This is a genomic window from Sulfuricaulis sp., assembly GCF_041499725.1.
GTDB lineage: Bacteria > Pseudomonadota > Gammaproteobacteria > Acidiferrobacterales > Sulfurifustaceae > Sulfuricaulis.
The window spans coordinates 1-16,854 of record NZ_JBGQKW010000061.1; the positions used below are offsets into that span (position 1 = coordinate 1).

19 protein-coding genes are annotated in these 16,854 nt (G+C 60.9%); 6 read left to right on the forward strand and 13 right to left on the reverse strand.

Translation table 11 applies throughout. From position 1 onward, the window contains the following. The 6 genes from ACC569_RS10415 to ACC569_RS10440 all read left to right on the forward strand — a co-directional run. Positions 1-525: nitrilase-related carbon-nitrogen hydrolase (locus tag ACC569_RS10415; RefSeq protein ID WP_372523459.1), on the forward strand; the 525-nt coding region annotated here is incomplete at its 5' end. Further along, complete coding sequence (tldD, locus tag ACC569_RS10420) at positions 522-1,970, forward strand: metalloprotease TldD (protein WP_372523460.1); 1,449 nt, start codon at positions 522-524, stop codon at positions 1,968-1,970. The genes ACC569_RS10415 and tldD, both read left to right, overlap by 4 nt. A 23-nt stretch (positions 1,971-1,993) precedes the next feature. Continuing rightward, complete coding sequence (gene pmbA, locus ACC569_RS10425) at positions 1,994-3,325, forward strand: metalloprotease PmbA (protein ID WP_372523478.1); 1,332 nt, start codon at positions 1,994-1,996, stop codon at positions 3,323-3,325. Between the two features lie 32 nt (positions 3,326-3,357). Beyond that, positions 3,358-4,107, forward strand: coding sequence for a hypothetical protein (locus tag ACC569_RS10430; protein ID WP_372523461.1), 750 nt, complete (start codon positions 3,358-3,360; stop codon positions 4,105-4,107). A gap of 256 nt (positions 4,108-4,363) precedes the next feature. Beyond that, complete coding sequence (gene mgtE, locus ACC569_RS10435) at positions 4,364-5,719, forward strand: magnesium transporter (protein WP_372523462.1); 1,356 nt, start codon at positions 4,364-4,366, stop codon at positions 5,717-5,719. A 127-nt stretch (positions 5,720-5,846) separates the two neighbouring features. Further along, the gene (locus ACC569_RS10440; protein ID WP_372523463.1) at positions 5,847-6,251 is read left to right on the forward strand and encodes a WYL domain-containing protein; all 405 of its coding nucleotides are present in this window, start codon (positions 5,847-5,849) and stop codon (positions 6,249-6,251) included. Between the two features lie 67 nt (positions 6,252-6,318). Here ACC569_RS10440 and ptsP read toward each other — a convergent pair whose 3' ends face one another. The 13 genes from ptsP to ACC569_RS10505 all read right to left on the reverse strand — a co-directional run. Next, on the reverse strand, positions 6,319-8,046 hold the full coding sequence (gene ptsP / locus ACC569_RS10445) for a phosphoenolpyruvate--protein phosphotransferase (protein ID WP_372523464.1): 1,728 nt from the start codon (positions 8,044-8,046) through the stop codon (positions 6,319-6,321). Positions 8,047-8,163: 117 nt separating this feature from the next. Beyond that, positions 8,164-8,433 (reverse strand): HPr family phosphocarrier protein, encoded by a 270-nt coding sequence (locus ACC569_RS10450; RefSeq protein WP_372523465.1) that lies wholly within the window; start codon positions 8,431-8,433, stop codon positions 8,164-8,166. Beyond that, positions 8,433-8,843 (reverse strand): PTS sugar transporter subunit IIA, encoded by a 411-nt coding sequence (locus tag ACC569_RS10455; protein ID WP_372523466.1) that lies wholly within the window; start codon positions 8,841-8,843, stop codon positions 8,433-8,435. The genes ACC569_RS10450 and ACC569_RS10455 overlap by 1 nt, the downstream gene beginning before the upstream one ends. Positions 8,844-9,128: 285 nt before the next feature. Then, a complete protein-coding gene (rapZ, locus tag ACC569_RS10460) occupies positions 9,129-9,998 on the reverse strand; it encodes an RNase adapter RapZ (RefSeq protein WP_372523467.1) in 870 nt (289 codons plus the stop codon). Beyond that, a complete protein-coding gene (gene hprK, locus ACC569_RS10465) occupies positions 9,999-11,018 on the reverse strand; it encodes an HPr(Ser) kinase/phosphatase (protein ID WP_372523469.1) in 1,020 nt (339 codons plus the stop codon). It lies immediately after the preceding gene. Positions 11,019-11,468: 450 nt separating this feature from the next. Continuing rightward, positions 11,469-11,795 carry a ribosome hibernation-promoting factor, HPF/YfiA family gene (gene hpf / locus ACC569_RS10470; RefSeq protein ID WP_372523470.1) on the reverse strand — a complete coding sequence of 109 codons (327 nt, stop codon included), beginning with the start codon at positions 11,793-11,795 and terminating at the stop codon, positions 11,469-11,471. A gap of 19 nt (positions 11,796-11,814) precedes the next feature. Continuing rightward, positions 11,815-13,314: an RNA polymerase factor sigma-54 gene (locus ACC569_RS10475; protein WP_372523471.1), complete on the reverse strand. Its 1,500-nt coding sequence runs from the start codon at positions 13,312-13,314 to the stop codon at positions 11,815-11,817. A 168-nt stretch (positions 13,315-13,482) separates the two neighbouring features. After that, entirely contained in the window at positions 13,483-14,268 is a 786-nt protein-coding gene (lptB, locus tag ACC569_RS10480) for an LPS export ABC transporter ATP-binding protein (RefSeq protein ID WP_372523472.1), read from the reverse strand. Positions 14,269-14,276: 8 nt separating this feature from the next. Further along, positions 14,277-14,831 carry a lipopolysaccharide transport periplasmic protein LptA gene (gene lptA / locus ACC569_RS10485; RefSeq protein ID WP_372523473.1) on the reverse strand — a complete coding sequence of 185 codons (555 nt, stop codon included), beginning with the start codon at positions 14,829-14,831 and terminating at the stop codon, positions 14,277-14,279. A gap of 7 nt (positions 14,832-14,838) precedes the next feature. Continuing rightward, positions 14,839-15,273 (reverse strand): LPS export ABC transporter periplasmic protein LptC, encoded by a 435-nt coding sequence (gene lptC, locus ACC569_RS10490; protein WP_372523474.1) that lies wholly within the window; start codon positions 15,271-15,273, stop codon positions 14,839-14,841. Further along, positions 15,270-15,851, reverse strand: a complete 582-nt coding sequence (locus tag ACC569_RS10495) for a KdsC family phosphatase (protein ID WP_372523475.1) — start codon at positions 15,849-15,851, stop codon at positions 15,270-15,272. Before ACC569_RS10495 ends, lptC begins: the two co-directional genes overlap by 4 nt. Next, positions 15,851-16,033: a hypothetical protein gene (locus ACC569_RS10500; protein WP_372523476.1), complete on the reverse strand. Its 183-nt coding sequence runs from the start codon at positions 16,031-16,033 to the stop codon at positions 15,851-15,853. Before ACC569_RS10500 ends, ACC569_RS10495 begins: the two co-directional genes overlap by 1 nt. Position 16,034: 1 nt before the next feature. After that, a partial coding sequence (locus ACC569_RS10505; RefSeq protein WP_372523477.1) for a KpsF/GutQ family sugar-phosphate isomerase occupies positions 16,035-16,854 on the reverse strand: 820 nt, incomplete at its 5' end.

Here is a 16,854-nt window from a genome sequence, read left to right on the forward strand (position 1 = left end):
GCCGCCTGTCTGCTGTTCAACGATCGCGGGGAACGCGTGGCGCGCTACGACAAGATTCATCTTTTTGACGTGAGCCTCGACAATGGCGAGCAATATCTGGAGTCGCGCAGCTTCGAGCCGGGCGATGAGGTCGTTGTGGCCGACACGCCCTGCGGAAAACTGGGGCTCGCCGTGTGTTACGACCTGCGTTTCCCCGAACTTTTCCGCCGCTTGCTGGATCAGGGGGCGGAGCTGTTTGTCGTGCCCGCCGCCTTTACCGCGCACACCGGCAAGGCCCACTGGGAAGTGCTGGTGCGGGCGCGCGCCATCGAGAATCTTGCTTATGTCATCGCCGCGGCGCAGGGCGGCCGTCACGCCAATGGCCGCGAGACACACGGTGACAGCATGATCGTGAGTCCCTGGGGTGAAGTGCTTGCGCGGCTGGCACATGGCGCGGGTCATGCCAGCGCCGATTGTGACCGCGCGCGCCTGCAAGGCGTGCGTGCCAGCCTGCCGAGCATTCGGCACCGGAGACTGAGCGCATGAACACGAACATGCTGACGCTGGCCCGGAAATCCCTGTTGGAACCCGCCGGCCTGGGTGAAACGGAGTTGATGCGTCTGATAGGACAGTTGATGTCGGGCAGCGTGGATTACGCCGATCTCTATTTTCAATACAGCCGGCACGAATCCTGGTCGCTGGAAGAAGGCAAGGTCAAATCCGGCAGTCATAGCATCGAGCAGGGCGTCGGCGTGCGCGCCTGCGCCGGAGAAAAAACCGGCTTTGCCTATTCCGATGAAATCGTCCTGCCGGCACTGCTGGAGGCGGCCGGGGCCGCGCGCGCCATCGTGCAGCAAGGCGTGCCAGCGCGCGTGCCCGTCGCCTTCCGCGGCGAGGCGGGGCGGCAGCTTTACCGGCCGGACGATCCGCTCGCGAGTCTTCCGGATGAGGCCAAGGTGAAATTGCTCGAGCGCGTGGAGCAAGAGGCGCGCGCGCAAGACCCGCGCGTGAAGCAGGTCATGGCGAGCTTGGCCTCGACGCATGAAGTGGTGCTCGTGGCGCGCTCCGACGGCGTGATCGCCGGCGACGTGCGCCCGCTGGTGCGGCTCAACGTGACGGTGATCGTGGAGAGCAACGGCCGGCGCGAGCAGGGCAGTTCCGGCGGCGGCGGACGCTTCACCTATGATTATTTTGCGCGCGCGGACCAGGCGCTCACTTACGCGCGTGAAGCGGTGCGCCAGGCGCTGGTGAATCTCGACGCCGTGGAAGCGCCGGCGGGCACGATGCCGGTGGTGCTCGGTCCCGGCTGGCCCGGCATTTTGCTGCACGAGGCCATCGGCCACGGACTCGAAGGCGATTTCAACCGCAAGGGCACGTCCGCGTTTGCCGGCAAGCTCGGGCAACGCGTGGCGTCCGAACAATGCACCGTGGTGGATGATGGGACGATTCCCGACCGGCGCGGCTCGCTCAACGTGGATGACGAGGGCACGACGACGCAGAAAACCGTGCTCATCGAGAACGGCGTCCTCAAGGGCTACATGCAGGACACGCTCAATGCGCGCCTGATGGGTGTGGCGCCCACCGGCAACGGCCGGCGCGAATCCTACGCGCATCTTCCCATGCCGCGCATGACCAACACTTATATGCTGGCGGGTAAATACGATCCGAAGGAAATCATCGCCTCGGTGGACCGTGGTTTATACGCCGTTAATTTCGGCGGCGGGCAGGTAGACATTACCTCGGGCAAGTTCGTGTTCTCCGCCTCCGAGGCGTATCTGATCGAGAACGGAAAAATCACGCGCCCGGTCAAGGGCGCGACGCTGATCGGCAACGGGCCGGACGTGCTGACACGCGTGTCCCTGGTTGGCAATGATCTTCAGCTCGATCCCGGTGTCGGTACCTGCGGCAAGGAAGGGCAGAGCGTTCCCGTCGGCGTCGGCCAGCCGACGCTCAAGATAGACAGTTTGACCGTCGGAGGAACCCAGGGTTGAGCGCACTGGTGACCAGCCCGGTGGTGGCGGACAAGGAATCCCGCGCGCGGCTTTCCGCCGTCGTCGAGTACGTGCTCGCCGAAGCCAGGAAATCCGGCGCGAGCGCGGCCGAAGCGGGCGTGAACATCAGCCAGGGTTTGTCGTTGACGGTGCGCCTGGGCGAGGTCGAAACCGTGGAGCACACCCGCGACAAGGGCATGGGCGTGACCGTCTATTTCGGGCAGCGCACCGCTTCGGCCAGCACCACGGATTTCAGCGAGCAGGCGCTGCGCGAAACCGTGCGCGCCGCCTGCACCATCGCCAAGTACACCGCGGAAGACGATTGCGCCGGCCTCGCCGACCCCGAGCGGCTGGCGAAGGACATTCCCGATCTCGATTTGCATCATCCCTGGAACCCGGGCACTGAGCGGGCCATCGAGCTCGCGCGCGCGGCCGAATCCGCGGCGCGCGGCTTGGACAAGCGCATTACCAATTCCGAAGGCGGGAGCCTGTCCACCCACGAGGGGCTCGAGGTGTATGGCAACACGCACGGATTTCTGGGTGCGGTCGCGGCCACGCGCCACAGCCTGTCGGTGAGCGTCATCGCGCAGGACGACGGCGGCATGCAGCGGGACTATTGGTACACCGTCGCGCGCGTGGCGGGGGCCTTGGAATCGCCCGAGAAGGTGGGACTGGAAGCGGCGCGACGCAGCCTGCGGCGCCTGGGAAGTCAAAAACTCTCCACGCGCGACTGCCCGGTGTTGTATGAGGCGCCGCTCGCCTCGAGTCTGTTGTCCCATTTTGTCGGTGCCGTGCGCGGTTCCAGCCTGTACCGGCAGGCCTCGTTCCTGCTGGACAGCATCGGCAAGCCGGTGTTCGCCGATTTCGTGCGCATCCACGAGCAGCCGCATCTGAAGGGCGCGCAGGGGAGCGCCGCGTTCGACAGCGAGGGCGTGGCCACCAAACCGCGTGACCTGATTCGCGATGGGATTCTGCAAGGCTACGTGCTCGATTCTTATTCCGCGCGCAAGCTCAAGATGGCCACCACCGGCAACGCCGGCGGTGTGCACAATCTCACGATCGAGCCCGGCCAGGACGATCTCGCGGCGCTGCTGAAGCGCATGCACACCGGGCTGCTGGTGACGGAACTGATCGGCTTCGGGGTCAACATGGTTACCGGCGACTATTCGCGCGGCGCCGCCGGCTTCTGGGTGGAAAACGGCGCGATTCAATATCCGGTAGAGGAAATCACCATCGCCGGCAATCTGAAGGACATGTTCCGCCATGTCGCCGCCGTGGGTAACGACGTGGACACCCGCGGCAATATCCGCAGCGGTTCAATTCTGATCGAATCTTTGACGGTGGCGGGGAGTTGAGATAAATATCCAATATCGGAGGGATTTGGCGCATGTTCAAAATAAAATCTCTCCGATCCCTTTTGTTGCTACTGGCATCATTGATCTTGGTCGGCTGTCCGCTCGCCGCTAGCAGATTTTTCGTCAGTAGCGCCACTTTAGAGTCAAATGAATTTAAGATCAGTAAGACTGGGAGGATGGAAGTCGGCGAACTCGTGATGGTCATAAGACCAGCCAATGCCTTACTTACTTATTCTGGCGATGATTATTTTTCGATTCCAGTCCGCGGGCGTTCTCTCGATCCAAGTGAATACTCTTACCCATTTTCGTACTACGAGGATTTTGATTATGGTCGAAAACAATTGCCGGACTATTTCATTTTAGAAGTGCTACTTGTGGTAACAGACGACGACGTCGCGCTTGACCTGGGTAGGATAACTCTATCAACGGATAGTAAGGACATAAACTCCTCTAGCTACTACGAACTCGAAAAACGATACCAAGGATTCAGATCAGCGGGAAAGTCTACCTTAGGATACATAGCGCCTCTTTGTAAGGAGCCTGGTGGCGAGGCATGGAGCGGTGCAAACGCACTAAAGCTTGTGAGAGAGAATGCGGCGAACAAATCCATACATCTTCGGAAGAAAGGAGACGATTGCTTCGCTGTTAAGTTTAAGGCGCCGCCGCCCGATCCTAGGACAAGATTCAAGATTAAGATAGATGGGCTGACTGTTAATGGGAAATCCATTTCTCTACCTGCGATTGATTTTGTTCCAGACACTATCTATAGCCGTTCTAGCTAAAGTTAGCTAAGGAAATCAAAGAACCGAATCAAATAACAATCAAAGAGGCTAAGGTCAATTTGCTTTCGAGAGCGATTCCGAATGTCCAGCACCCCCGTGTCTATTCTGAAGTAACCCCGTTTCTACAATTGCCTTCCCCAGTTTACCGTTGTTCGCTGTAACAAGCCGGCAACAGACGTACAATGCTCAGGAAATTCCGCTTTGCGCCGGCGCGCGAGTCCTCTACACTCTGGCCGCGAAAAATAGATAAATCCCCATGGCCAAGGCGCGCAAACAAAAGAAGCTGGATCATTTGAAGCGTGTCCTGGCCGCGCTCGAGGCCGGGGATACCGCGCCGGTACACGGTATTCTGGCCGAACTCCACCCGGCGGACATTGCTCATATTCTGGAAGGCCTGCCGCCGGAGCCGCGTGCCACGGTCTGGGCGCAGGTGGACAATCAGCATATGGGCGAGGTGTTGCTAGAACTGCCGGAGGCGGTGCGCGTCGATCTCGTCAAGCTGATGGACGACCAGGCGCTGGTGGCGGCGGCGCATGCCCTCGATACCGACGACATCGCCGACCTCATTCCGGACCTGTCGGACGAGGTGATTGCGGAAATCCTGTTTGCGCTCGACAAGCAGGACCGCCAGCGCCTCGACGCGGTGCTGTCCTACCCCGAGGACACCGCCGGCGGCCTGATGAACGTCGATACCATCACGGTGCGGGAGAACATTGCCCTTGAGGTGGTGTTGCGGTATTTGCGGCGACGCGGCGAACTTCCGGAGCACACCAATAGCCTCTTTGTCGTCGACCGCGACGACCGTGTGATCGGGTTGCTGTCGGTGGCCAAGATGCTTACCTCCGACGCCTGGACACGCGTCTCGCAGGTGATGGAGCGCGAGGTGATCAAATTCCCGGTGCATACTGCGGACAAGGAGGTGGCGGCGGCGTTCGAGCGCTACAACTTGATCTCGGCGCCGGTGGTGGACGAAAACAACCGCTTGCTCGGGCGCATCACCGTGGACGACGTCGTGGATGTGATGCGCGAGCAGGCCGAGCGCGAGCGGCTCGACCGCGCGGGCCTGCGCGAGGCCGAGGACCTTTTCGCCAGCGTGTGGCAAACGGTGCGCAACCGCTGGACCTGGGTCGCCATCAATCTCGTCACTGCCATCATCGCCTCGCGCGTCATCGGCGCCTTCGAGGGCACGATCGTAAAGCTGGTGGCGCTCGCCTCGCTCATGCCCATCGTCGCCGGCATCGGCGGCAACACCGGCAACCAGACCACTACCATGATCGTGCGCGCGCTCGCGCTCGGCCAGATCTCCGAGGCCAGCATGCGCGCGCTGTTCGCCAAGGAGATTCGCGTGAGCCTCGTCAACGGCCTGGTGTGGGGCGGGCTGCTGGGGATCATCGCTTATATCCTCTACGGCCTGGTCTATCTGGGCATTGTCATGACGGCAGCGATGACTCTGAACCTGTTGCTCGCCACCTGCGCCGGCGTGGCGATCCCGCTCGTGCGCTACCGCCTTGGCCGCGATCCGGCGCGCGGTTCGAGCGTGCTCATCACCGCCATCACCGACAGTGGCGGGTTTTTCATCTTTCTGGGCCTGGCGACGCTGTTCCTGGTCTGATTCTGCCGGCGCCCCGGTCTCGGGGCAGAAACGGCCACAGGGGTCCTGAAACCCGCCATTTATCAGCTGAATTTGCGCTTCCCCGGGCCTGTGCCATATTTGGTAGAGGTAGAGAGGAATCGCAAAAATGTTGCCCAACACCATTCAACTGATCAGTCAGGCCATTAAGGAAAAACGTTGCATTGCCATTCGCTACCACGACCAGCGGCAGATCCGCGTCGTGGAACCGCATGCGGTCTACACCGACGAGCGCGGCGACCTGTCCGTGGACGCCTATCAGACACGCGGCCATTCGGCCTCCGGCCGCCCGCCGCCGTTCTGGCGACCGTTCCGGCTGAAGAAGATAACCGCGGTTTCGGTGCTCAAGGAAAAATTCCAGCCGCGGATCGCGGAAGGGTTCAGCGCCAACCGCCTGAAGTATCGCAGTGGCCTGGTCGCTATCGTTCAGGACAGCCAGCCGGCCTTCGGTTACGTTTATCCTGCCCCGACCACGGAAATCGGTCCGCACCTGCCGGAAGATCTGCGCCGTTAGTTTAGAATGTGAAGTTCGGAGTGTGGAATAGGCTGGATTAACTTCCTAACTCTGCATTTCCGCAGACTCAGCGTTGATTGAGTTTCTCCACCAGTGTGTGCACTTCCCGTATGTCGCGAATTTTCATTACCCGTTTGGCGAATCGGGTGAGTTCCCCCACGTTACTGTCGCGCACGATTTTCTTGACTTCCAGCAAGGTGACCGGATGCATGCTGAACTCGGTGAGTCCGAGCCCCAGCAGCAGGCTGGTATAGCGTGGATCGCCCGCCATCTCGCCGCACATCGCCACCGGTATGCGCGCCTTCTTGCCCGCCTGGATCGTGATGTCAATCAGGCGCAACACCGACGGGTGCAGCGGATCGTAGAGGTAGTTCACCGCGTCGTCCACGCGGTCGATGGCCAGCGTGTACTGGATGAGGTCGTTCGTGCCGATGGAGAAAAAATCCAGATACGGCGCGAACAGATCGGCGGAGATCGCCGCCGCCGGCACCTCGATCATCCCCCCGACGGGAATCTTCGGGTTGAATTTGACGCGGCTGCGCTTGAGCTCGCTCTTGGTTTCTTCGAGCAAATCGAGCACGCGAAAAATTTCATCCTGGCTTGAGAGCATGGGGATCATCATGCGCACGTCCCCGTAGACCGAGGCGCGCAGGATGGCGCGCAACTGCGGACGGAACAGCGAGGTGTCGTGCAGGCACAACCGCACGGCGCGTAGACCCAACGCCGGGTTGACCGTGATGGTGGCGCCGGCGCGCCCGCCGTCGACCTGCTTGTCCGCGCCGAGGTCGAGCGTGCGGATGGTGACGGGCTTGCCCGGCAGCGATTTGACCACCTTGACGTAGGCGCGGAACTGTTCTTCCTCGTTCGGAGGCGCGGGCCGGTTCATGAACAGGAATTCGGTGCGATAAAGGCCGATACCCTCGGCCCCGGCCTGGGCCGCGGCGCGCACGTCCGCGGGCAACTCGATGTTGGCCAGCAGCATGATGCGGCGATGGTCGCGTGTCACCGCGCGGCTGGTTCGGAGCCGGTTGAGTTCGCGGCGCTGCCGGAGTATTTCCTTTTTCCGCCTGCGGTACTCCTCGACGATATGTCGGTCGGGCGCGATGATGAGCATGCCGCGTTTGCCATCCACAATCAGTTCCTCGCCGGAACGGACGTAACGCGTGGCGCTGTGCGCCGAGACAATAGCCGGGATGCCGAGACTGCGCGCCAGAATCGCGGTGTGCGAGATCGGGCCACCCAGGCTGGTGACAAACGCGTGCACGTGATTGTGCTTGAGCATCACCGTGTCAGCCGGCGTGAGATCGTCCGCCACCACGATGGCCCCGGCGGCGATCTTCTCGTCTTCGTCATAATTCTGCTGCAACAGGTTGCGCAGGATCCGGGTGACGACCTGGTTGACGTCGGTTTTCTTGTTGCGCAGGTAATGATCGTCCATCTGCTCGAACATGGCGCTCAGGATGTCGCTCTGGGTCTTGAGCGACCATTCGGCATTGCACTGTTTCTGCCGGATGGCGTCGATCGGCGCCATCGAGATCATCTTGTCATCGAGCATGAGCAAGTGTGCGTCGAGGAAACTCGACGCTTCGGGCGGCGCATTGGCGGGGATATGCTCGCGGATGGCCAGCAGCTGACGGCGCGATGCCTCTACCGCCCGTTGAAAACGCGTGACTTCTTCCTCGATATATTCCTTGGGGATGGCGTATTCGGGAATTTCCGGCAGATCCCGCTGCAGGACGAAGGCCTTGCCGATGACGATGCCGTCGCTGACGCCGGTGCCGTGCAGCGCTAACATGATATTCTCAAGACGAACGAGCGTAGCGAGTAGGGCTTCTCATCATATGGCAAGATGAACGAACGCAGCGAGTAGAGCTTCATTTTAGGAAAGCAAGCCTGCACAAAAATAGCCATTTTATTCGCCTTCCCCGAAGCGGTCGTTGACCAGCTCGGTCAGCGACTCGATCGCCTTTTTCTCATCCTCGCCGTCAGCGCAGATCTCGATCTCCGCCCCCTTGGCGGCCGCCAGCATCATGATGCCCATGATGCTCTTGCCGTTGATTTGCTGGCTGTTGCGCTTGAGCGTGATCTCGGCGGCATATTCGGAAGCGAGGCTCACGAACTTGGCCGAGGCGCGGGCGTGCAGGCCGAGCTTGTTGATGATGATGATTTTCTGGCAGCGCATCAGCGTGTCCCCTGGATTTTCCCTGGATTGCCGGCACAAATAATGCCGCCGCTGCCGCCGCTCAAGGCCTTGTCGATGAGGTCGTCCATCTCAAGATGCCGGTAGTTGAGGACGCGCAGCAACATCGGCAGGTTGATGCCCGTGATCAGCTCGATGCGTCCGCGCGCCAGCAGTTGACAGGCCACGTTGGTGTGGGTCGCGCCGTACACGTCCGCGAGAATCAGCACGCCATCGCCCTGGTCCACCTTCCGGATACCCTCGCGCAGGATGGCGTCCACATTCTCCGGCGTTTCCGTGTAATCGAGGTCCGTCGCCGCCAGTTGCGGCGGTAGGACCCCGAGTGTGTGCGCGACCGCCGCGATCAGGCCGCCACCCAGATTTTTATCCGCGAGAATCAGTAAACCAATCATTTTTATTCCATCCTGGTTATCTCTGCCCATTCACGAGAGAGGATAGGTGGCGAGGATTCATTTGCATCCTTGGCTCCGTATTTGGAGCATTTGTTTTTCGCTCTCCTGCTTCGGGCAAAAGCCCAGGGCGCACTTTCTTCGCTTCGCGTCCGGCTGCGCTCGAAAGCCCGGGCCTGGCCATCCCTGGCCAGGCCGCTCGCGGCCTGCGCCGCTCACCCGTGTGCGCCCGTTCGCCGCCGCGCTGCTCACCCTTGCACCACTTCTGCATCCTCAGATTCGCCATCATCACGTTCCTGTGCTGCTGCTCAGTTCCCGGTGACGCACTTGCGTCTTGACGCCCTTGCCCGAAAAATATTCCGCCAGCCGGCGCACGAGATAGACCGAACGGTGCTGACCGCCGGTGCAGCCGATGGCGATGGTGAGATAAGTGCGGTCCTCGCGCTCGAAGCGTGGCAGCCATTTTTCCAGAAATACGCATATATCCTCAAACATGGCTTTAACCTCGTCGTATTGTTCGAGAAAATGCATGACCGGCTCGTCCAGTCCGTTGTATTGGCGCAGATCGGTCTGCCAGTAGGGATTGGGCAGACAGCGCACATCGAAGACGAAATCGGCGTCGAGAGGCGTCCCATGCTTGTAACCGAAGGATTCGAACAGCAGCGTCAGTCCCGCGGTATCCTCGCCGCGCGCGAAGTTGCTTACCTGCATGCGCAGCTCATGCGGCGTGGTGCGGGTGGTGTCGATGCGGAGCGACGCGTCAAACGACAGCGGTTCGAGCAGTTTTTTCTCCACATCTATCGCTTCGACCAGCGGCGTCTCATGATCGAGCATCGGATGCTTGCGCCGTGTTTCCTTGAAGCGCTTGACCAGGATAGAGTCCTCGGCCTCCAGGAAAATGATGCGGTAGTGGACGCCGCGCGCGCGCAGTTCGTCCAGGCTCTTCGGGAGATCGGCGAGGAAGGCGCGGTTGCGCACGTCCAGGCCGATGGCCACGTTCATGACGGCGTTGCTGCGCATGTCGGCGAGCAGGCCGGAGAAATGCGGCAGCAGCACGGCCGGCAGGTTATCGATGCAGTAGAAACCGATGTCTTCCAGGGCTTGGAGCGCAATGGTCTTTCCGGATCCGGACAGACCGCTGACGATGAAAAAACTCATTCAGTCTACTTTGCTGCGCGCCCTGCGCAGCGCCTCTCCCGCCAGCGCGTCGCGCCGGGCCGGATGAGCGGGCCCGGCATTGTTCATGTGCTCCTGATGCCGTTTCATGAAATCCTCTAGTGGATCGAAGCCCCACATGCGCAGGATGTAGGCGCGGATGGCGGTTTCCACCAGCACCGCCAGGTTGCGGCCGGGGCCGACGAAGAGCGCCACCTCCGGAATTTCCACATCGAGAATAGCGCGGGTCATCTGCTTCGATTCCAGCCGGTTGATCTTGCTCATTTTCTGGCGCTGGATGGTTTCCAGGCGCACGATCAGGTGCAGCTTCTTCTTGTGCCGTACCGCGGTCTCGCCGAACATGAGCCGCACGTCCAGGATGCCCAGACCGCGCACTTCCAGGTAATCCGAGAGCAGCGTAGGACATTGGCCCACGATCACGTCCGGGCCGACGCGGACAAACTCCACGGCATCGTCCGCAATCAGGCGGTGATTGCGCGAAAGCAGCTCGAGCGCGAGCTCGCTTTTGCCGATGCCGGATTCGCCCGTGATCAGTACACCCATGCCCATGACTTCCATGTACACGCCGTGTACCGTGATTCGCGGCGCGAGCGCGCGCGTCAGGTAGTACTGGAGATGATCGATCACCACCGGGCTGGGCAGTGACGACGAGAACAGGGCGAGCGAGGTCTTGTCAGCGGCGGCGATCAGGTCGGGCGTGATATTCCTGCCGTTCGCGACGATGACAGCCGAGGTTTTGTCGCAGGTAAAAAGGTTACGGATCGCCTCTTCGTACTCCTTTTTATCGAGACGAGACAGGTACGCTATTTCCGCTTCACCGATGACCTGGATGCGGTTCGGGTGGACGAAATTGAGATGGCCCACCAGCGCCATGCCCGGATACTTGGCGGTCGTGGGTTCGAGCAGGCGGTTTTTACCTGTTTCACCCGCAATCCATTTGAGTTTCAGCAAAACGGATTGCGCTTCGAAAAAATCGTGCGCCGTGACCGGTGGTGTGGTCATGGAGTCGATACGCGATCTGCTCGGCCTGATCGAAGCGCCGGCGGATTTCTTCCGTGGTTTACGCCGCAAGCAGCTGTTGCCTCATTATCGTGGTTGCGGAAAATTTCCCCGCCGCGACAGAATATGCATAACTTCTTCCGCTGTGTCCGTCGGGGCGCAGCAGGGTGAAAACCATTGTAACAGGTTTGCGGTCGAGAACGCCTCATTCATGCTACGGACACCTGGGCGGCGAACGCCCCGATAGACCGCGGCGCACCTTCAAGCCGGCCGTGGGGCAGAAAGCCTTCGCCGATTCCGGTTTTGCCGGGGCACTCCGCGTTGAATGGACAATCCGGCGCTGTCTGCCAATCGGGTTGGGCTCAGATGTATGCGGTTCCTGCCGGATGATAGGCGTGCGCCAGTACCATGCCTTGGGATGGACGCACGCACGCTTGCCCGGCAAGGAGGGTCTCAGGGGGTTTCGAGTTTCTTGAGCGATTCTTCGCCGCGGTGGTGGTTGGCGGTTTTCCCTCTGTGTCGGAGCATCTGCCGGTCGAGTTTGGCGGCGAGCGCGTCGATCGCGGCATACATGTCGGGTCCTTCGGCATTGGCGTGCAGGGTGGTCCCGGGCGCGTGGATGGTGGCCTCGGCCTTGTGCAGGTTTTTCTGGACGTGCAGCACGACTTTGGCGTCAATGACGTCGTCGAAATGTTTCTGGAGGCGTCCGATTTTCTCCGAGGCATAGTTGCGCAGGGGTTCGGTGATTTCCACTTGATGACCGCTTACCGTGATTTGCATGAAGGCTCTCCGAAGCTGATTAGACTAGCGACTTTCGCTGGTTGGAAGGAGGGATGCTCATCGACTCGCGGTATTTCGCGACCGTGCGCCGCGCGACATTGATGCCTTGCTCGGACAGGATCTCGGCGATCTTGCTGTCGCTGATGGGTCGCGTCGGTATTTCACATTCCACCAGCTTCTTGATAATCGAGCGGATCGCGGTCGCCGAACAGGTGCCGCCGTCCGCGGTGGAGACATGACTGGAGAAGAAATACTTCAGCTCGAATATTCCGCGCGGGGTAAGCATGTATTTGCTGGTGGTCACGCGCGAGATGGTCGACTCGTGCATGCTCACGGTTTCCGCGACGTCATGCAGCACGAGCGGCTTCATGGCTTCGGCCCCGTGGTCGAAGAAAGCGCGCTGGCGGTCCACGATCGTGCGCGCGACCTTGAGCAGCGTCTCGTTTCGGGAATTCAGGCTCTTGATGAACCAGCGCGCCTGCTGGAGCTGGTCCTGCAGGTAACGGTTGTCGGCGCTCGAATCCCCGCGGTGGATCATCTTTTCGTAATGACGGTTGATACGCAGATTCGGGGAGACGTCCGGATTGAGATCGGCGCGCCACACGCCGCGGATTTTCTTGACGACGATATCGGGGACGACATAGCTCGCCTGCGAAGAAGTGACGGAATTTCCCGGCCGCGGGTTCAGGCCCTGGATGAAATTGATCACCTGCTGCAGATCTTCCGCCGCGAGTTTGAGCTGGCGCCGTAGCTGGGTGTAGTCCCGGTCGGCCAGCAGGGCCAGGTTTTGCGGGGTGGCGAGTTCCGTCGCCGCCTTTAGCCCGGGGGTATCGGACGGGAGCGCTTTCATCTGCAGGCGCAGGCATTCGGCGAGGTCGCGCGCGCCGACGCCGAGCGGGTCGTAATTCTGTATCTGATGCAATACCGCCTCGATCTCGTCGATCTCCACCGGCAAGTTCTTGCTCAAGGCCTGCTGGATTTCCTCCAGCTTGCAGCTCAGGTAGCCGTCCTCGCTGATGGCGTCGATCAGGGCGAGCCCAATCTGCTTGTCGGTGTCCGAAAATGGCGTCATTTGCATCTGCCACAACAGATGATCGCGCAGTGTCTGCGGCGGACTGTTGCGGGCGTCGATGTCGGGGAAATCTTCATCCGACGCCGAGCGGCTCCCCGTGGGAGCGGTCATGGATTCGAAGCTGTCGGTCCAGTCTGACTCGTTGTCGTCGCTGGGACCGGCGTCGACATCGGGACCGGAATCGGTCGTCGGAAGCGTTTCGGCCTCGTCGTAGGAAGATGTCTCGGTGCTGTCCGGACTCTCGGCGGTGGTGGAGTTCGCCTCGCCTTTTATTTCGGCGGGTTCTTCCTCCTTTTCATTTTCCTCGAGCAGCGGATTGCTTTCGAGCGCTTCCTGGATCTCCTGCTGGAGTTCGATGGAAGAAAGCTGCAGCAGCCGGATGGCCTGCTGCAACTGGGGGGTGATTGTTAGATGTTGACCAAGTTTAAGGTCAAGTGACTGCTTCATAAATACAGGCGATTGTTCTGTGGTAAGCGGGGCCGCTCCGCCCCTGGAGCGATTCCGCGTTGTCTTCCCGAAAGTTTAGTACATATTCGTGCGGTGGGGGGGATTCCGCCTGTCGTTCTGGCGCGCGGCGCCGCGGTGTCTATACTCTATAGGAAACAGCGAATAAAATCAGAGACGGAAATCCTCTCCCAAGTAAACCTTTTTGACGGCGTCATTATATAAGATATCGCTGGGCGCGCCCGAAGTCAGTACCCGGCCGTCGCTCAGAATATACGCGCGGTCGCATATTTTGAGGGTTTCGCGCACGTTGTGATCGGTGATCAGCACGCCGATCCCGCGTTCCTGCAGGTGCCTGATCAATTGCTGAATCTCCAGGACGGAAATCGGATCCACGCCGGCGAAGGGCTCATCGAGCAGGATGAAGCGCGGCGTGGTCGCCAGCGCGCGCGCGATTTCCACGCGCCGCCGCTCGCCTCCGGAGAGACTGATTCCCGGCGCGTCGCGCCGCGCGGCGATATTGAGATCGTGCAATAGTTCCTCGAGGATGCGCGCGCGATCCGTCTCGGCAAGATCGGCTCGAGTCTCGAGAATCGCCATGATGTTTTCCGCGACTGTCAGGTTGCGGAACACGGAAGGTTCCTGCGGAAGATAGCCCAACCCCAGACGCGCGCGCCGGTGCATCGGCAGATCGCCGATATCCGTTTTATCCAGGCGGATGGCGCCGCTGTCCATCGGCACGAGTCCCACGATCATGTAGAAGCAGGTGGTCTTGCCCGCGCCGTTCGGGCCGAGCAGACCGACGATCTCGCCGCTGCGTATTTCCAGCGAAACGTCTTTGACGACCTGACGGCCCTTGTACTGCTTGTTCACTCGATCGGCCGTCAGCGTGCTGGTGACCTGGATGCTGGGCCGTTTGCTCTTTGAGCGCCTTTCCTGTTTTGTCGTTTCGGCCATGAGTGCGCTCAGGGGTTGGGTGCCGGGTTGGAGGTGGGTGGGGCCGTCTGCTTTCGGGGTTGTATGACGGCATGCACGCGGCCGTCGCTCTGGTCGTCGCCCGTGGCGTTCAGGCTTTTGGCATCGAGATCGTAGTGCAGCACGCTGCCGGTGAACAGATCATCGCCGCGTCGCAGGCTGACCTCGCCGCTCATGTCGAGTTTTCTCGTGGAGACGTGGTAATCGACCCGCTTGGCCTCGGCCTGTATTTCTTCCGACGTGGCATCCGGCTGTTGACGCAGCTTCACCGGGCTGCCGGTTGCCTGAATGAGTTCAGTTTGGTTGTTCTTGGCGCGGATTTCCACGCGATCCGCCTTGATCGACAGCCGGCCCTGTTCGGCGACGACATTGCCGCGGTAAACCGCCGTGCCGGTTTTTTCGTTGGCCTCGACCGAGCGGGCGTTGATGCGGATGGGTTCGTCCGCATCATTCCTGGCGGCGTGCGTTATCGGGACGGCCGCCAGCCACAGCAGGAAATAAATGACCGGCAGCAGGACAGGCGAGGCAAGCTTGCTTGGCTTCATGCGGACGTCATCGGTCGAGCAGAATTTTCATGCTGTCGGCGTGGATTTCACCGCCGGCACCTCGCGGCTCACGGCCCTGGGCGGAAAGGACGTTGCCGCTCATGAGGATCTGATTTCCATCCTTCGGTATCCATCCCTTGTCGGCGCGGGTGTGTATGGGCGTGAGATTTCCGCGATACTGGATCAGATAAGGTTGCTCCAGATCGGAGCTGCCGTCGTCGCCGTAATGAACCAGCCGCGCGGCCGCCAGGGTATAACGCCGGTGACCATCCTCGTTCATGACCGTGGCGTCGAAATTCTCGATGATGTAGTCGGGGTCGTGGCGCGCCTTGCCGTCGAATACCTTCTCCGGCACGCCCACCGCGCGCGTCAGCCACCATGAGCCGGTGGCGAGCAGCAACAGAGTGGCCGTGATGGCGAGCCGTTTGGCGTCGAGGATCATCCGGTCGCCCGCCCTCCGTGGTCCGAGAGGTATTTCTGCATTTCCGCGTGGTAGGTTCCCTGCGCGTACAGGATCATCTCGCAGGCCTCGCGCGCCGCACCGTAACCGCCGCTGCTTGGCGTGACCCAGTGAGCGTATTTTTTGGCGAGCGGATGGGCGCTCTGTACCGCGATGGCCAAGCCCACCTGCAGCATGATGGGCAGGTCCACCACATCGTCGCCGACATACGCGGTCTGTTCCGGCGTGAGCTTTAGTTCGGCGATCAATTGGCGGTAAACCGGCAGCTTTTCCTTGCATCCCTGATGGACATATTTGATGTCGAGATCCTTCACGCGGTGTTTGACCACCTCGGAGGTGCGGCCGGTGATGATGCCGGCGGCCACGCCGTTGCGTTGCAACATCTTGATGCCGTGGCCATCGAGCGAATTGAAAGCCTTGTATTCCTGGCCGTCATCGCCGATCACGAGCCGTCCATCGGTGAGCACCCCGTCGACGTCGAACAGCAGAAGTTTAACCTTTGCCGCCAAGCTTAATACTTTTGGATCTATTGTAAACGCCGGCGCGAGAATCTGATTCATTAGATGACCCCGGCGCGGAACAGGTCGTGCATGTTGAGCGCGCCGAGCACGCAGCTGTTCTCGTCCATCACAAATGCCTTTTGACATTTTGATGCATTGGTTATCCGTGCGCGCTGGATACCCGACATACTTTTCAGGAGTCTAAGGATAGACTTCAATTTTTCGGCATGAATCTGATTCACGTCAGATGACCCCGGCGCGGAACAGGTCGTGCATGTTGAGCGCGCCGAGCACGCGGTTGTTCTCGTCCACCACGAAGAGCCCGTTGATTTTGAGCGAGCGCATCAGCTGCACCGTCTCCGCCGCGAGGCGGTCGGCACGCGTGGTTTTCGGATCCTGTGTCATGACTTCGGTGATTTTGGCATGGTAGACGTCCACGCTGCGGTTGAGCACGCGACGCAGATCGCCGTCGGTGAAGATGCCGACGAGACGGCCCTGATGGTCCACGACGCCGGTCATGCCGAGCCCCTTGCCGGTCATCTCGAGCAGGGCCTCGCGCAAGCTCGCTCCCTCGGCAACCTGGGGGATGGCGGTTCCGGTATGCATGATGTCGCTCACGTACAGCAGCAGGCGGCGACCGAGGCTCCCGGCCGGATGCGCGCGCGCGAAGTCCTCGCGCGTGAAACCGCGCGACTTGAGCAGTGTCACCGCGAGCGCGTCGCCGATGGCCAGCGCCGCCGTGGTGCTCGCCGTGGGGGCGAGGTTGTGCGGGCAGGCTTCTTTTTCCACGCCGGCGTTGAGTACGGCGTCGGCTTGCCGCGCGAGGCTGGATTGCAGGCCGCCCGTGAGCGCAATGAGCTTCACGCCCATGCGCTTGATGATCGGCAGGATGGTCAGGATTTCTTCCGTTTCACCCGAATTAGAAATCGCCAGCACGATGTCGGGTGTGGTGATCATTCCGACGTCGCCGTGCGAGGCCTCGCCCGGGTGCACGAAGAACGACGGCGTGCCGGTGCTGGCCAGGGTGGCGGCGATCTTGCCGCCGATGTGCCCGCTCTTTCCC

Excerpts from the sequence above, each read along its gene's own strand:
- tldD (WP_372523460.1), top strand. The coding sequence starts at position 522 with ATGAACACGAACATGCTGACGCTGGCCCGGAAATCCCTGTTGGAACCC.
- ACC569_RS10430 (WP_372523461.1), top strand. The coding sequence starts at position 3,358 with ATGTTCAAAATAAAATCTCTCCGATCCCTTTTGTTGCTACTGGCATCA.
- mgtE (WP_372523462.1), top strand. The coding sequence starts at position 4,364 with ATGGCCAAGGCGCGCAAACAAAAGAAGCTGGATCATTTGAAGCGTGTC.
- ACC569_RS10440 (WP_372523463.1), top strand. The coding sequence starts at position 5,847 with ATGTTGCCCAACACCATTCAACTGATCAGTCAGGCCATTAAGGAAAAA.
- ptsP (WP_372523464.1), bottom strand. The coding sequence starts at position 8,046 with ATGTTAGCGCTGCACGGCACCGGCGTCAGCGACGGCATCGTCATCGGC.
- ACC569_RS10450 (WP_372523465.1), bottom strand. The coding sequence starts at position 8,433 with ATGCGCTGCCAGAAAATCATCATCATCAACAAGCTCGGCCTGCACGCC.
- ACC569_RS10455 (WP_372523466.1), bottom strand. The coding sequence starts at position 8,843 with ATGATTGGTTTACTGATTCTCGCGGATAAAAATCTGGGTGGCGGCCTG.
- rapZ (WP_372523467.1), bottom strand. The coding sequence starts at position 9,998 with ATGAGTTTTTTCATCGTCAGCGGTCTGTCCGGATCCGGAAAGACCATT.
- hprK (WP_372523469.1), bottom strand. The coding sequence starts at position 11,018 with ATGACCACACCACCGGTCACGGCGCACGATTTTTTCGAAGCGCAATCC.
- hpf (WP_372523470.1), bottom strand. The coding sequence starts at position 11,795 with ATGCAAATCACGGTAAGCGGTCATCAAGTGGAAATCACCGAACCCCTG.
- ACC569_RS10475 (WP_372523471.1), bottom strand. The coding sequence starts at position 13,314 with ATGAAGCAGTCACTTGACCTTAAACTTGGTCAACATCTAACAATCACC.
- lptB (WP_372523472.1), bottom strand. The coding sequence starts at position 14,268 with ATGGCCGAAACGACAAAACAGGAAAGGCGCTCAAAGAGCAAACGGCCC.
- lptA (WP_372523473.1), bottom strand. The coding sequence starts at position 14,831 with ATGAAGCCAAGCAAGCTTGCCTCGCCTGTCCTGCTGCCGGTCATTTAT.
- lptC (WP_372523474.1), bottom strand. The coding sequence starts at position 15,273 with ATGATCCTCGACGCCAAACGGCTCGCCATCACGGCCACTCTGTTGCTG.
- ACC569_RS10495 (WP_372523475.1), bottom strand. The coding sequence starts at position 15,851 with ATGAATCAGATTCTCGCGCCGGCGTTTACAATAGATCCAAAAGTATTA.